Below are 15545 nucleotides of genomic sequence, written 5' to 3' on the forward strand. Positions count from 1 at the left end.
CGAAGTACTCTCAAATGACTCAAGCCAAAACCGTTTACCCAGAGAACCAGAGCCAGCGACGCACGATGCTGCTCGCAGTAGATCTCAAAAACTCGGTTCTCGCGGAAATCGACGCGAGCAACCCCAACCAACTTGCGTACTCGCCCTACGGCCAGCAATCCTCAAAGCGTGAGGTCATGACGCGGCTGGGGTTCAACGGTGAAATGCGCGAGGCGAAACCTGGATGGTATTTGCTGGGCAACGGTTATCGAACTTACAACCCACGGTTGATGCGTTTTCATAGCCCGGACAGTTTGAGTCCGTTTGGTGAGGGGGGATTGAATGCGTATATGTATTGTGAAGGGGAGCCGGTGATGAATTCGGATCCGACGGGGCGATCGGTATGGGCGCTTTCTCGTTTCGTGCAGTCAATGACGGGCAGAGTGGGCAACGTAGCCATTCAGATGGTCAGTAAGACTGCGACCACCGTCGGCAGCGGTGTCTCGCAGGTATTGGGAGCTACTCGGAGCGCGGTTCTGAGCGCGAAGAAGGTTTTTACTGACAATTTTCTATTTGATCAGAAGGTTATGCGAGAACTTGGACCCCCACCACCCACGATTTCACAATTACAACGGGCTGATCGGGTGTTCGCTCCAAACCGATACGTTAATGGATACGAAAGTCGGTATATATCTCGACATCCAACCACATCAAGAGCTACTCGGCCAACTTCACTACCTCGAGGCAACGGTACCTCCGGAATTACAGTCGACAGGCGCGTTTCAGAATACACAGGCAATACGGGCAACCCCGTAACGCGCATTCGTGATGCAAACTGAATACTGCTCCATAAGCGCGGTGAGCCACGCTCACCGCACCATCCCCCACCGCTTCACCGTCACTCTCTCCAACGAATCAAACACCAGATTCTCCACCAGCAACCCAATCAAAATCACCACCGCCAACCCGGCAAACACCTTATCCGTATACAACTCATTGCGATTCTGAAAGATGTACCAGCCCAATCCACCCTTGCCGCTAGTAGCACCAAACACCAATTCAGCAGCGATCAAGGTACGCCAGGCAAACGCCCAGCCGATTTTTAGCCCCGCGAGGATCGACGGCAGTGCCGCCGGGATCAGGATAAACAGCACAAACCGCATGCCCTTAAGGCCGTAATTTCGGCCAGCCATGCGCAGTGTTTCCGAAACACCAAGAAACCCCGCATAGGTGTTCAACGCCAAAGCCCAAAGCACCGAATGCACCAGCACAAAAATCAAGCTGTTCTGCCCCAACCCAAACCACAGCAACGCCAGCGGCAACAGTGCAATGGCCGGCAGCGGGTTGAACATTGAGGTCAGCGTACTGAGCAAATCGCGGCCGAATTGCGTCGACACTGCCAGCGTCGTCAAGCCAAACGCCAGAACGATGCCGATCAGGTAACCCTTGATCAGCACCACCAGGGAAATCCACACCTTGCCCAACAACTCGCCGCTGAGCAGTCCGTCGTACAGCGCATGTGCGGTTTGCATGAAGCTCGGCAGCAGCAGGTCGTTGTTTGTGTAACGCGAAGCGGCTTCCCACAGTACGGCGAGCAAAATCAGGATCAGGCTTTTACGAATCCAGCCCTGTTGCCACAAACGCTGGCCCAGTGGCAGTTCGCGTTCCAGCGGCACGCTAGTCAGCGGTTGCAGAACAGTTTCGAATTCTTCACGCGGGGATGATAAATGGCTCATCGGGCCCTCCTCTCAAACTGGCTCAATAAGCGATGCGGATGTCGGCGAAATCCAGTTCACGCTCGGTTTCCGGCGACTGGCCTTCATCGAACAACAACCGATGGATGCGCCGCGCCGACTCCTGGAATGCCACGCCACCGAGGCTATGCAAATCGTATTGATGACTGTGGACTTCCGCGCGTACCCGCCCCGGATGCGGCGACAACAGCAAGATGCGATTGCCCACCACCAACGCCTCTTCGATGGAGTGCGTGACAAACAGCAGCGTGAAGCGCACCTCTTCCCAGAGCAGCAGCAATTCTTCCTGCATCTTGCGCCGGGTCAGGGCATCGAGTGCGGCAAAGGGTTCGTCCATCAACAGGATTTTCGGTTGCATGGCCAACGCCCGGGCGATGGCGACTCGCGCCTTCATGCCACCCGACAAGGTATGCGGATAAGCATCGGCAAACGCCGCCAGACCGACCTTCTCCAGGTAGTGCAGCGCTCGTTCTTCTGCCTCTTTGCGCTTGAGGGTTTTCGACGCCAGCAGCGGAAACATCACGTTCTGTTTGACGGTTTTCCACGGCGGCAGTTGATCGAATTCCTGGAATACGACGATCCGGTCCGGCCCCGGCGCATCGACGCGCTGACCTTGCAGACGGATCTCGCCTTCGACGGGCTGGATGAATCCGGCAGCCGCTTTGAGCAGTGTCGACTTGCCGCAACCGGATGGCCCGAGAAGGACAAAGCGGTCCGCCGGGTCGATTTCGAAACTGACTTGGTGGGTCGCTCGAACCACACGTTGTGGCGTGCGGTATTCGAGGCTGACGTTATCGACCGACAACAGCGCCTGGGCTTTTGCGTTCGGTTTGCTGACCGTGTGGCCTTGCAAAGGGGCATTCATTTCGATCAGCTCCCTTGCAGCGGCTTGGCGTCCTGGAAGAAGTAATCCTTCCACGAATCCGGTTTGTTTTTGATCGCGCCCACGCGGTAGAGGAACTCGGCCAGCGGGTAGGTATTTTTCGGCGTGACGCTGAATTCGAACTGCGGGTTGTCGATGATTTTCAGCAACTCGGCGCGGTCGATTTTCGCCTTGGTGACGCGGATGTAAGTGTCCGCCGCCGCGCCTTTATCGTTCTGCGCGAATTGCGCGGCTTCGGTCAAGGCGTCGACAAAGGCTTTGTAGGTTTTCGGGTTTTCATTGCGGAATTTCTCGGTAGCGAACAGCACCGTCGGTGAGTTCGGGCCGAGCAGGTCGTAGGTGTTGAGCACTACGTGCACGTTCGGATTGGCCAACGCCTGATCCTGGAACGGCGGGTTGGAGAAGTGCCCGCTCAACTCGGTACCGCCAGCGATCAGCGCCGCCGTGGCATCAGGGTGCGGGACGGCGATGGTGTACTTGTCGAGGCGATTGAATTCCTTGTCACCCCATTGCTTGGCGGCCGCGTATTGCAGGAAACGCGACTGCACCGACACACCCACCGCCGGCACGGCGATGCGGTCTTTCTCGGTGAAGTCAGCAATGGTTTTGACCTTCGGATTGTTGCTCACCAGGTAGTACGGGAAGTTGCCCAGCGAAGCCACGGCTTTAACGTTTTGCTTGCCGTGGGTGCGGTCCCAGATGGTCAGCAGCGGGCCGACGCCGGCACCGGCAATGTCGATGGAACCGGAGAGCAACGCATCGTTGACCGCGGCGCCACCGGACAGCTGGGTCCAGTCGACCTTGATGTCGATGCCTTCCTGCTTGCCGTACTTCTCGATCAGGTTCTGATCGCGCACCACGTTGAGCAGCAAGTACACAATGCCGAACTGTTCGGCGATGCGGATTTCACCTTCGGCATGGGCCGCAGTCGGCGCCACGAGGCTGCCGGCGATCAGGCTGAAACCCAGGCCGATGGCCGCGGCCAGCGGTGCAAAGGGTAGACGTTTGGACATGATCAATCTCCGACAAATCAGAAAGGCGCGTCGCCCTGGATGGTGGTGCGATACAGCTTGCGGCGCAGATGGCTTGGGCATCCGGCGGCAAGGTGGATCAGCGAACGGTTGTCCCAGAACACCAGGTCATGGGGCTGCCACTGATGGCGGTAGATGTTTTGCGGCAATACGCTGTGGGCGTAGAGTTCGTCGAGCAGTTGCTTGCTCTCGTCTTCCGGCAGGCCAACGATGCGGGTAGTGAAACCCTCGCTGACGAACAACGCCTTGCGCCCGTTTTCCGGGTGGGTACGCACCACCGGGTGAATGACTTCGGCGACTTGCGCCAGTTGTTCCGGCGTCAGGGTCGGGCGCCAGTTGCCTTCGAATTTGGTCTCGCTGTAGCGCGCCGTGTAGGAGTGCGCCGCCGAGCGACCTTCGACCGCTTTGCGCAGCGCCTCGGGCAGGTTGTCCCAGGCTTTGTGCATGTCGGCGAACAAGGTGTCGCCGCCTTCGGACGGCAGTTCCTGGGCATGCAGCATCGAGCCCAGGCTTGGCAGTTCTTTGTAGGAGAGATCGGAATGCCAGAACTTGCCGGCATCGCCGAGGCCGATGGATTGGCCGTTTTCAATGATGTTGGAAACGATGAGAATTTCTGGATGCCCGGTCAGCAGGAACTGCTTGAGCACATGGATCTGCAACACGCCAAAACGGCGGCTGAAATCGATCTGCTGCTCGGGGGTAATGCGTTGGTCGCGAAACACCACCACGTGATAATCCAGGTGCGCACGATGAATGCGCGCAAAATCCTGATCATTGACCGGGCGGGACAAATCGAGACCGATGATTTCGGCACCCACCGCACCGCTGAACGGGCGGATTTCGAAAAATTGTGGTGCGATGCTTGGCGATGTTGAAGCTGCGGACATAAATCACTCCCACGCACGGCACGCTCAAGGGCGCGCGCGTCGATCAGAAACTCACGGATGTCGTGTTGGTTCGTGTCGTGCGGCGCGCCGATTGGTCGGCAGGTACGCAGGGGATTAACTTTATAGATATAAGAACGCGAATTTAAATACCGTTAGCGAATAACCATATGGCTTAATTCACCTATGCTGCTGACAGCATGACGCTGTTCACTTGTGAGGGATGTTTATGTTCTACGTGCAACGCGACACAGACGGCCAACTGATGCGCGTGGAAGCCGAAGCTTACGCCGAATCCACGGAAACGCTGCCGGCTGACCACCCTGATCTTCAGGAGTGGTTTGCCAATGAAGTCGTGGCCACCAGCCACAAGCAACTGCAGCAAATCAAACAGCTCAAGCAACTGCGCCAGAGCGACCTGGAGATGATCCGGGTACTCGACGACCTGATCGAAGTGCTGATCAGCAAAGGCGTGATTCGCGTCACCGACCTGCCAGCACCCGCGCAGGCCAAACTCATGGACCGCAGCCAGGCCCGGGAAGCGTTGGGTGGGTTGAGTCATTTGGTTGATGATGATGAGGAAGGGTTTATCTGAACCTATCGCTCGTCAGCGTCTGAACTGACGCTATCGCGAGCAGGCTCGCTCCTACAGGGTTTTGTGTTGCACACAAATCCTGTGGGCATCACCGATCAAACTGTGGGAGCGAGCCTGCTCGCGATGGCGGGATCACAAACGACTCAAATCCCAACACCTAAGCCCATGGCTTCGGCTCACCCACGAGCCGCCCCTGAACCCCATACACCCCCATCTCGCGAATCACCGCCAACTCCCCGTCAGTCTCAACTCGCTCGGCAATCAACGGCAAATCGATGCTATGGGCCGCACGCTGAATGGCCTCGATGAACAGGCGCTTGTCACTTTCCTGATCAATCGCACGGATGTAACTGCCGTCGATCTTCAGGTACGCCAACCCGAGCCGCGCCAGGTTGCCGATCATGCTGAAGCGCCCGCCAAAGCGCTGCAGGCTCAGCGAGAACCCGAGCTCACGCAGACGCCGTGTCAGGTCTTCGAGTTGCGCTTGCTCGGGCAATTGTTCTTCGCCGATTTCCAGGGTCAGCCGCGGCCCCAGATCAGAATGCGCACGTAGCGTTTCGAAAACCGCGTTCAACGCCTGCGGATCGCTCAGGGTGGCCGACGACAGGTTCAGCGCCAGCGACTCCTCGTGGCCGGCCATCTGCTCCAGCACCAGCTCCAGCATCAGCCGATCGAGCCGCGCCGCCCAGCCAAACCGCTCCAGCCACGGCAGGAAGTGTCCGGCCGGAATGGTCTGGCCCTGATCGTCGATCAGGCGCGAAAGCACCTTGTAGTGCAGCACCAGTTGCGTGTCCTGACTCGCCACCACCGGTTGGAAATACAACTGGAAGCGCCGCTGATTCAGCGTCTGATCGAGCAGGTTGTGCCAGGCATGATGATCGTCGCCGACGCGGTCCAGGGCGCTGTGATCGAGGCAGACCCAGTTCGAATCCAACTGGCCTTCAGCCTGTGCCAAGGCCTGATCAGCCAGCCCGAGCACCGCTTGTGGCGCGTCGCCATGAACAAACGGCGCCAACCCGATGGCGGCCACCGAGGGAACGTCGGTGGCGCCGGTCGCATGCAGGCTGGCCAGGCTGTTGTCCAGTTGCTGAGCCAGTTGCAGCGCTTCCTCGCGCACCAACCCTGGCGCCAGCACGGCAAATTCACCACCACGAATCCGTGTGACCAGGTTCAGGGTTTCCGGGAATTTGGAACACTCGCGAGACAACAGCTCGCCGACCGCACGCAGCAAGGCGTCAGTGCGCTGACCGCCCAGACGTTGGTTGAGACCGGCCAGATCCTTGACCCGCAACAACAGCAAATAACCTGAACTGGCCTGCTCGGGGTTGCTCACCCGCGCGTTCAACTGCATCTCGAAATAACGTCGGTTGGCCAACCCGGTAAGGTTGTCCTGATAGGACTCGACGCGCAGCTTTTCACTGCGTTCGGCCTGCTCCTGAAACAGCGCCTTGAGCTTCTCGACCATCTGGTTCATGGCCTGCACCACGCGTCGCAATTCAGGCGTGCGCGGCAGGTCTGGCAGGCTGAGAAATTCGCGACGGGCAATGGCATGGGACTGCTGGACCATGTAATCCAGAGGCTTCAATTGCCGGCGCAGCAACAGTGCGCCCAGGATCGCGCTGACCACGCCGCAGATCAGTAACCAGGCCAGGCTACCCAAGGCGCTCTGCCACAACTTGGCCAACGCGAACATCGGGTGACTCACCACCTCGACCCGCGCGGCCTGCTCCCAGCCACGGCTGACAATAGCATCGCCACCGGCGGGCTCCAGGCCGATCAACCTGACGAACCACTCCGGCACTTTGGTATCCGTGGGGATGCCGCTGCGCTCGACCAGTGTCTTATCGTTGGATAAATCCACGACCCGAATTTTCGCGTAGTAACCACTATCGAAAATCGAACTGACCAGCAGTTCGGTCATCGCCGGGTCGTCGATGTTTGGCGTCAAGGACAGCGCCAGCGCCGTCGCCGCGTCCTGGGCATGGGAGCGCAACTGATTGACGTACTGGGTTCGCGAGCTCTCCAGGCTGACCATGAAGCTGCCGGTAAAGGCGACGATCAGGAACAGACAGATAGCGATCAACAGTTGTTTGAACAAAGACATCTAAAGGCGTGCTCCTAATTTATCGACTCGACCGGGAAACCTTCGGCCTGCATTTTCTTCAGCACATCCTGCCAGCGGGACAAGCGTTTGGTGTCACCGACCCTCTGGTTGCCCTTGGCGCCCGGTAACCACATCCCTTCAGCATTGAAAGAGTAGACCGGCAGCAGATCCGTTCGTTGATTCGCCGGTTTGATGGTGTCGACCAGGCTATCGAGCACCAGCGGAATGGCGTCCGGAGTCGGGTAGTAGGTCAACACCATGTGCGCGCGATTCTGGCGCAAGGCCTTTACGTAGGTGATCCGCAGCTTGTCACTGGAAACGCCGAGATGCCGCAGGCTGAAATATTTGGCGATTGCGTAGTCTTCGCAGTCGCCGGCGCCTTTCCACAGGGCTTCGATAGGGGTTTCCCAATAATCGACCTGGCGCCAGAGATCCTGGTCTTCGACATAACGCACCTGACTGTTGAAGAACCGGTTGACCACGTTGAGTTGTTGCAGCTCGCCGATCTGCTTCTGGGTGGACAGCAGGCGTTGCCAATCATCAATGCGTTGCTGACCTTCGCCCAAAGGTCCGTACAATGCCTGCGCCCGGCGGCTGATCAGGGAAAAATCCCAATCGGCATGCAAGCCGCCCAGCAGCACGCTGGCCAGCAGCAGTGCGCCAAGCAGGCGGCGCAAAATCCGGGAGATCGGGTTACATACCGCCAATGCCAGGCATCCAGGGTAAATAGGGTAGAAGTCGGTTGATGGTGTAGGTTAGCCCAGTAAAAAACAATGGCACGATGCGATCACTGATGGCGCGCTAAACTGAGAGAAGGCTTTCCACCGGGCGTTTGACAACATGGCGGACTGTCACTAGGGTCAGTTGGATCCAAAAAATAATTCAATCATTCAGGGTGCGTAGTTGTGACACAAAAGCCCAACCCCCTCAGCAGTATCAAGGTCAACGGGCCGATTCCCGCTCATTTGGCACGCTCGGTGATCGAGGAAACCTTGCGCTCGGCCATTCTCGACGGACGCATTCCCTGCGGTACTGCCCTGCGCCAGCAAGACTTGGCCGACCTGTTTGGCGTCAGCCGCATGCCCGTGCGCGAAGCCTTGCGCCAGCTCGAAGCCCAGGCATTGCTCAACGTGGTCGCCCATAAAGGCGCGGTGGTCGCGCCGTTGGTACAGGGCGATGCCGTGGAAACCTACGCTTTGCGGATCCTGCTTGAATCCGAAGCGCTGCGCTTGTCGGTTCCTCTGCTTGAGGCGTCGGACATCAATCAGGCCGCCCGCTTCATCGACGAACTGGAAACGGAGCACGACTACAGCGAAATTGGCCGACTCAATCGCCTCTTCCATATGTCGCTCTACAACAAAGCCCCCAATCGCCGACTGCTGAAGCTGGTCGAAGACGGCTTGAACGAAGAAGAGCGTTTTCTGCGTTTCAACCTGGAAGCCATGGGCCTGGGCAAATTGTCCCAGGAGGATCACCGTGCGCTGTTGCGAGCCGCTGAGGAGCGGGACGTCGAAGGTTCGGTGAAACTGCTCGAACATCACCTCAATCGTGGGGTCGAGGTCATCACGCGCTACCTCGCCAGCCCTGAAGCCCAGAGCAGAAAAGCCGCCAAGTGACGCCGATCTAATGTGGCGAGGGGGCTTGCTCCCGCTGGGCCGCGCAGCAGCCCCAAAAATTTTTTTACTGCCATGACGCCCTGACAGACTGAGTGACTGCACCGCATCCGGACGGGAGCACGCTCCCTCGCTACACAAACCGCTTACAAATTCCCCTCCCTTTCATCCTTCCCCGATCCGCACACTCCGGTGATAGCGGCTGCCTTGAATTACGCTCACTCTTGGGTCGAAACCTACGGAAGGAGCCTTGCCACGGGAACGGAAGAGTCGGCGTCACCCCTGTCCAACTTCCCCCCTTCAAATCACCTCAACGATTTAAATTAGAAAGTTGCTTCGAGTGAGGCATTCACTCTTTACTAAAATTCTGACTTATATAAGCCGGAAGGAGTAACTACATCCAAATAAAACTTACATAAAAGATTCTATTGGAACTTGTCGCGCTTGAAAAATATCAACTTTTAATATCTAACAAAATGACTTGCCGAATACTTTATTTGTGTATTAGTTTTTCCACGCCGCCAGCGATCGCGGGCTGCAGGGCCAAGCACATCTGAGACACGTGCAAAAACAGATCAATTTGTTTGAGGCACTCGCTCGCCAACTTAAAACTTTAACCGGCCATCAGAGATTGATCACACTCATCTATAACTCATAAAGGTTCGTCCATGAAATCAACTAAAGCGCATCTCGACCAAAAGAAAACCGAACTGAGTGCACACCCGATTTTCTCCGAAATACATTCGCTATCGGTGTTGCAACGCTTCATGGAATCCCATGTATTTGCGGTGTGGGATTTCATGTCGCTGACCAAACGCCTGCAACGGGATCTGACCTGCACCCACCTGCCCTGGCTCCCTCCGCGAGATCCGCAAGCGGCGCGGTTGATCAACGAGATCGTGCTGGGTGAAGAGTCTGATGACCGCCCGGCCCAGGGTCACTACAGCCACTTCGAACTGTATCTCGATGCTATGCGTGAGATAGGCGCGAGTACGGCCGCAGTCGAACGCTTCGTGGCACTGCAACAGTAGGCGTGAGTTACGATGTGGCGCTGCAAAGTGTGGACGTCAACCCGGCGGCGGCGCAGTTCGTACGTCACACACTTCACACCGCGCTGCACGCGCCGGGCCACAGTGTGGCGGCGGCGTTTCTACATGGCCGCGAGAGCGTCATTCCGCAAATGTTCCAGCGCATTCTCGACGACTGGGGCATCGGCATCGAACAGGCGCCGACCTTTCGCTATTACCTCGAACGGCACATTGAAGTCGATGCCGAAGACCACGGCCCGGCGGCGGAAAAACTCCTCGCGCGACTGGTCGATGGCAATCCGCAGCGTGAAGAAGAGGTGTATGCCAGCGCCATCGCCGCGGTGGAAAGTCGTATCGCGCTGTGGGACGGCTTGCGCCTGAGCATGGGCGAATCCGTCACGGAGATGACCTCATGAACGCCGCCGACTACCAATCCTTCGCCGACGCCTGGGAAAGCCGCGCCACCATCCGCACCCGGCCGCGTCGCGTACTGGAGAACGACGACAAACTGATCTACCCCCTGAGCCGGCAACCACTGGTGCTCAGCGAAACGTTCCTGCGCGAGTGCCCGCAACAGCGCGACTTTGCCCTGGTGCAGACGCTCTACAAATTCATCAACGACGTGGTGATCTTCGAAACCGAGATCGTCGACAAGACCGCTCGCAGCATCGCCAAGAATCGCTTCGCACTGGCCTTTCCGTTCGCCTGCCGTTACGACGCCATGACCGTAGTCGTAGACGAAGATTATCACGCGCTGGTGGCGATGGACTTCATGCAACAGACCGTCGCCATGACCGGTATCACGCCCATCGACCTGCCCGAAGAAATCGAGCTGAGCCGGGCGATCCCGGCGGCTGTGGCACTCGCGCCAGAACACCTGCGCAGCGCCGTGGAGCTGATTTGCGTGGCCATCGCCGAGAACACCGTGACCGGCGATGTCGCGGCGTTCGCCAAGGACGAAACGGTCAAGCAGTCGATCAAGGGTTTGATGGCCGACCACTTGCTGGATGAAGGCCGCCACTCCGGGTTCTGGTCCCGGATGGTGCGCATCTACTGGCACACCGCGTGCGAAGACGACCGCCAGTGCATCGCGAAGATCCTGCCGGTGTTCATCGGCCACTACCTGACCAACGACATCCAGAAGTCCTTCGACTTTCGCTTGATCGACGCCTTGCAAATCAACGACGCAACGCGCCACACGCTCAAGAGCGAAGTATCGGGGCTGGCCTTCCCGATCAATCGGCATCACCCACTCGTGGCCAACATCGTGCGGTTCTTCCGCAGCAGTTCGCTGCTTGATTCGCCGTGCGTGCAAAACGCCTTGAGCGACTACCTGATTTGACGAGGAGCACATCATGAGACGTCTCGACATTCTGCTCGTTGGCCGCAGCCAGGCCCTGACCGATCTGGCGCTGGAACTTGAACAACACGGTCATTCTTTGACACGGGTGGCCGCGCTCGGAGAGCTGACACCGGGTAGTGCGGATCTGCTGATCGACGATGCCAGCCTGCTGCTTGAAAGTCTCAGCGATGCGCCGCGACTGACGCTGGAACTGGGTGTCGGCCCCTCGGGTGCTTCCGACCTTCCGTCGCTAGATTTGCTGTGCTCCATCGGTTCGACGTTACTCACTCGTTTGCCAATCGCGAATGAGCCTTCGGGCAATGGCCAGGCGTTGCGTCTGCGCACAGTTGCGGAATTGGTGGGTCACGTGGCGCTACTGGTCAGCCGCTTCTCCCGGGATGCCGAGTATTTTCTCCTCGCCGAACCGGCCACCCCGGCGCATTTCGATCGAATAGAAAATCTGCAATGGCTGGAGAGCCTGGCGTACGTGCATCGTTTCAACGCCACCGCGCAGCCGCGTCTACTGCAATTGGCACAAACGCCGATCATCGAGCGACTTGAACAGCGCTTTATCCAGTGCGCCGAACGCCCGGCATTGAACATCTCAGGTTCGTCCATCGACTATCGCCAATTGCACGCGCAAAGCCGCGCCATCGCCCGGCATTTGCAACCGCTGCTCGATAAGTATCGAGGGCCATTGGTCGTGGGAATTTGCCTGCCCAAGTGCAGTGCGTTGTATGCGGGAATTCTGGCGATTCTCGGCGTCGGTGCGGTGTACCTGCCATTGGAGCTGAGCCATCCGCTACAGCGCCAGCAGTACATCCTGTCGAACGCTGGCGCTGTTTTACTGCTGCATGACGGGCAGCACCCGCTCGCTGCAGAAATGCCGGCGCTTGATATCACCGGCATCGACTTCGACGAAGAGAATCTCGATCAACCCTTGATGCGCCTTCGTCTCGATCTCGACGCACCGTGCATGGCGCTCTACACCTCGGGCACCACCGGCCACCCCAAAGGCGTACTGCTGAGCCAGGCCAATCTCGCGCACTTCACGGCGTGGTATGCGGACTATGTGCAGTTGACCGAAGAGAGTCGTGTGCTGCAGTTTTCGTCGCTGAGTTTTGACTCGTCGCTGATCGATATTTTCCCGACCTTGCTGCAAGGTGCGGAGCTGATCGTACCTGATGAAGATCAGCGTCGCGACCCGCTGCAACTGGTGGAGCTGATCCGTTATCAGCAACTGAGCCACGCCTTTTTGCCTCCGGCGTTGTTGAGCATCCTACCGCTGGAGCAACTGCGAAACCTTGATCACGTCATGACCGGCGGCGATGTTTGCGAGCCTTGGGTCATCCAGCAACTGACGCGCCAAAGCAAGTTCTACAACCTTTATGGTCCCACCGAAGCGACGGTACTGATTACCGCGCGGCAACTGCAAACCGGCGACAACAATCGGACGCTGGGCGGACCGATTGCAAACAGCCGGGTGCTGATTCTCGATGAGGAACTTCAGCCGGTAGCCGAGCAAACCGTCGGCGAGTTGTACATCGTCGGGCCAGGGGTGTGCCTGGGTTACCTGAACAATCCGCAGCAAACCGCCGAGCGCTATTTGACCCTGCGTCTGCCGAAGGGCGAGCATTTGCGCGCCTATCGCACCGGCGACATGGCGAAGTGGACCGGTGACGGCATCGAGCTGTGTGGGCGTCGCGACAACCAAGTGAAGATCCGCGGGTTCAGGGTCGAGCCGGAAGAGATCGAGCGCTGCCTGCGCGACAGCCAGTTGTTCGGTCAGGTGGCGGTCGTCATCGACAGCAATCGACGGATTCTGGCCTTCCTCGCCCAGCCTCGGGAAGATCAACCTGGCAGCGCTCGCGAAGCGTTGAAAGCTCATGCGGCGCAGCATTTGCCAGACTACATGCAGCCCAGCGCCTGGACCGCACTGACGAGCATGCCGTATTCCAGCAATGGCAAGGTCGATCGTCAGGCACTGCTGAAACTGCCGGTCAGCTGCATTGAAAACGGCTCGCGGTGTTTGCCCGTCAGTGACGATGAAGTGCTGTTGCGGGAAATCTGGGCCGAACTGCTGGAGTTATCCGCCTGCGATATTTCCACTGACGAAAGCTTCTTCAATCTGGGCGGTCATTCGATTTTGCTGTCTCGGATGTTGCTGCGCCTGCGCGAAGAGTTCGGCCGCAGCATTTCGATCAACCGCTTTATCGAACTGCCCACTATCGCAAAACTGGCGACGCTGGTGCGCGGATCCGGCAGCGAAGAGGTGCTGAGTGAAAAGGCCCTGTCCGACGCCGACCGCGAACTGGAAGTGCAGCCACTGCCCGTCAGCCGCATGGGCGACGTGCATAAGGTAATCGTCACCGGCGCCAACAGCTTTGTCGGTGTACACATCGTTGAAGCTTTGCTGGCGCGGGGGGCAAGCGAAGTAGCCTGCCTGGTCCGCGACGGTGGCGGGCAATCGGCTGTCGAGCGTTTCGCCCAGGCCTTGCGGGAGAATCGCCTGGAGCACCTGGACCTGAATCGCGTGCAAGTCTACGCGGCAGATATCACGCGCCCGGAACTGGGGCTGGCAGCCGACGTCTACGAGCGACTGGATCGAGAGTTCGGCGCTTTGGTGCACAACGCTGCCAACGTTAATCACGTACTCGATTATGAGTCGCTGGCGCGGGACAACGTTGAGCCGATTTTCCAGTGTCTGCGACTGTGCGAAGGGCGCAGCAAAAAGATCTTCAACTTCGTTTCGACACTCTCAGCTTCCAGCACGATTTCCGCCGATGGCCGGGTGCTGGAGATGCCCGCCGCCCAGACCCCGCCGATTTACATCAAGAATGGCTACAACCTGTCCAAATGGGTCGGCGAGCGGATCCTCGAACGCGCACGACAGCGCGGTGTGCGGGTCAATCTCTATCGCCCCGGCAACATCAGCTTCAACAGCCTCACGGGTGTGTGCCAGCCACACAAGAACCGTTTAATGCTGATGCTCAAGGGCTCGATACAACTCGGCCAGGTTCCGGAGTTTTCGCTCAATTTCGACCTGATGCCGGTGGACTTCCTCGCCGGCTTTATCGCCTTCCATGCCAGCCGTTATCAACCGGACAAAGCGGTATTCAACCTGCACAACCCTGAACCGCTGGACTGGGACACCTACGTTGCATCCTTTCGCGAAACCGGCCGGCAGTTTTCCATGGTCAGCGTCGCAGACTGGCAACAGCAACTGCGCCGTGTCGATAGCGACAACGCGCTGTTCGGCGTGCTGGGTTTCTACCTCAACGGCTTCGAAGAAGACATCGGCGACATCTCGATGATCGGGCACGACAACGCCCGGGCCGGCGTGCGTCAGATGGGCACGCGCTATCCGGAAAAATCCCCGGCGCTGCTGCGTCGCGGGTGCGACTACCTCAAAGAAATCAACTTCATCTGATTCAACCCAATGGAGCAAAACCATGAGCACACTGCACCCCGATACCCTGATCAAAAACCCGCAAGGCTGCCAAGTTGTGTCCTCGGTGGAAGTGCCTGCCGATGCCGGACAGGTTTGGGCCGTGGTCGGTAACTTTGCCGGTTTCGACCGATTCATTCCGGCGCTGTCGCACATCGAGATGACTGGTGAAGGCGTGTCATCCCTGCGCAAGAAATTCTTCAAGGACGGCAACCTGGTAGTCGAGCAACTCAACTCCCGTGACGATGAAGCGCTAAGCATGACCTGGACCACGATCTACAACACATTGGGCGTGGGCAATTTGTGGGCGGCGATGAGTGTGGATTCGTTAGATGCGGGCAGGTCGCGGGCTACCTGGACCATCATTGCCGAACCGGCACAGGGTGGTGCCGAGACGCTGTCGGGGTTTAAGGATTTCGTACAGGGTTTTGCCGATGATGCGATGAACAATGTACTGAAACTGTTTATGTAAGACGCGAAAAAGCCCGTTTTGGAGACGCTCCAAAACGGGCTTTTAGTACCCCTGAAACGACAAAACCCCTGTCTGCGTTAGCAGACAGGGGTTTCGGAATTCAATCTTGACGATGACCTACTCTCACATGGGGAAACCCCACACTACCATCGGCGATACATCGTTTCACTGCTGAGTTCGGGATGGGATCAGGTGGTTCCAATGCTCTATGGTCGTCAAGAAATTCTGTGTGTCAGTCCGTCTATGACGACGTGCTGACGAATTCTTGATGTTTCTACTTTAAAGACAAAACCCCAACTGCTTTCGCAATTGGGGTTTCGGAATTTAATCTTGACGATGACCTACTCTCACATGGGGAAACCCCACACTACCATCGGCGATGCATCGTTTCACTGCTGAGTTCGGGATGGGA

At 57.9% G+C, this 15545-nt stretch carries 12 protein-coding genes, 1 rRNA gene and 1 pseudogene; 7 read left to right on the top strand and 7 right to left on the bottom strand.

Annotated features, from left to right (window positions below):
• Window positions 1–14 precede the first annotated feature (14 nt).
• Entirely contained in the window at window positions 15–818 is an 804-nt protein-coding gene (locus KGB21_RS03420; RefSeq protein WP_080757958.1) for an RHS repeat-associated core domain-containing protein, read from the top strand.
• Between the two features lie 30 nt (window positions 819–848).
• Here the strand turns inward: KGB21_RS03420 and KGB21_RS03425 are convergent, their stop codons facing one another.
• The 4 genes from KGB21_RS03425 to KGB21_RS03440 are packed head-to-tail and all read right to left on the bottom strand — an operon-like array spanning window position 849 to window position 4534.
• Window positions 849–1715, bottom strand: a complete 867-nt coding sequence (locus tag KGB21_RS03425; RefSeq protein ID WP_223503546.1) for an ABC transporter permease — start codon at window positions 1713–1715, stop codon at window positions 849–851.
• A 22-nt stretch (window positions 1716–1737) separates the two neighbouring features.
• Window positions 1738–2598: an ABC transporter ATP-binding protein gene (locus KGB21_RS03430; RefSeq protein WP_034148388.1), complete on the bottom strand. Its 861-nt coding sequence runs from the start codon at window positions 2596–2598 to the stop codon at window positions 1738–1740.
• 5 nt (window positions 2599–2603) lie between these two features.
• Window positions 2604–3629, bottom strand: coding sequence for an ABC transporter substrate-binding protein (locus tag KGB21_RS03435; protein ID WP_034148387.1), 1026 nt, complete (start codon window positions 3627–3629; stop codon window positions 2604–2606).
• Between the two features lie 17 nt (window positions 3630–3646).
• Entirely contained in the window at window positions 3647–4534 is an 888-nt protein-coding gene (locus tag KGB21_RS03440; protein ID WP_223503548.1) for a TauD/TfdA dioxygenase family protein, read from the bottom strand.
• A gap of 226 nt (window positions 4535–4760) precedes the next feature.
• On the opposite strand from KGB21_RS03440, the gene KGB21_RS03445 reads away from it, so the two are divergent.
• Window positions 4761–5126: a hypothetical protein gene (locus tag KGB21_RS03445; protein WP_034148385.1), complete on the top strand. Its 366-nt coding sequence runs from the start codon at window positions 4761–4763 to the stop codon at window positions 5124–5126.
• 157 nt (window positions 5127–5283) lie between these two features.
• On the opposite strand, the gene lapD is transcribed toward KGB21_RS03445, so the two are convergent.
• Entirely contained in the window at window positions 5284–7230 is a 1947-nt protein-coding gene (gene lapD, locus KGB21_RS03450) for a cyclic di-GMP receptor LapD (RefSeq protein ID WP_223503550.1), read from the bottom strand.
• A gap of 14 nt (window positions 7231–7244) precedes the next feature.
• Window positions 7245–7937, bottom strand: a complete 693-nt coding sequence (gene lapG, locus KGB21_RS03455) for a cysteine protease LapG (RefSeq protein ID WP_223503552.1) — start codon at window positions 7935–7937, stop codon at window positions 7245–7247.
• 198 nt (window positions 7938–8135) lie between these two features.
• On the opposite strand from lapG, the gene KGB21_RS03460 reads away from it, so the two are divergent.
• The 5 genes and pseudogenes from KGB21_RS03460 to KGB21_RS03480 all read left to right on the top strand — a co-directional run bounded on the left by KGB21_RS03460 (window position 8136) and on the right by KGB21_RS03480 (window position 15133).
• Window positions 8136–8846 carry a GntR family transcriptional regulator gene (locus KGB21_RS03460; RefSeq protein WP_034148091.1) on the top strand — a complete coding sequence of 237 codons (711 nt, stop codon included), beginning with the start codon at window positions 8136–8138 and terminating at the stop codon, window positions 8844–8846.
• A 665-nt stretch (window positions 8847–9511) separates the two neighbouring features.
• Window positions 9512–10287: pseudogene (locus tag KGB21_RS03465) on the top strand (DUF3050 domain-containing protein).
• Window positions 10284–11213 carry a diiron oxygenase gene (locus KGB21_RS03470; protein WP_223503554.1) on the top strand — a complete coding sequence of 310 codons (930 nt, stop codon included), beginning with the start codon at window positions 10284–10286 and terminating at the stop codon, window positions 11211–11213. The pseudogene KGB21_RS03465 and the gene KGB21_RS03470 overlap by 4 nt, the downstream one beginning before the upstream one ends.
• A gap of 13 nt (window positions 11214–11226) precedes the next feature.
• Entirely contained in the window at window positions 11227–14643 is a 3417-nt protein-coding gene (locus tag KGB21_RS03475; protein ID WP_223503556.1) for a non-ribosomal peptide synthetase, read from the top strand.
• Between the two features lie 22 nt (window positions 14644–14665).
• A complete protein-coding gene (locus KGB21_RS03480; protein WP_223503558.1) occupies window positions 14666–15133 on the top strand; it encodes an SRPBCC family protein in 468 nt (155 codons plus the stop codon).
• 104 nt (window positions 15134–15237) lie between these two features.
• Here KGB21_RS03480 and rrf read toward each other — a convergent pair.
• Window positions 15238–15353 (bottom strand): 5S ribosomal RNA (rrf, locus tag KGB21_RS03485).
• Window positions 15354–15545 lie beyond the last annotated feature (192 nt).

Origin of the sequence: Pseudomonas sp. GL-RE-29 (assembly GCF_019947275.1) — a bacterium.
GTDB classification, from domain to species: domain Bacteria; phylum Pseudomonadota; class Gammaproteobacteria; order Pseudomonadales; family Pseudomonadaceae; genus Aquipseudomonas; species Aquipseudomonas fluorescens_A.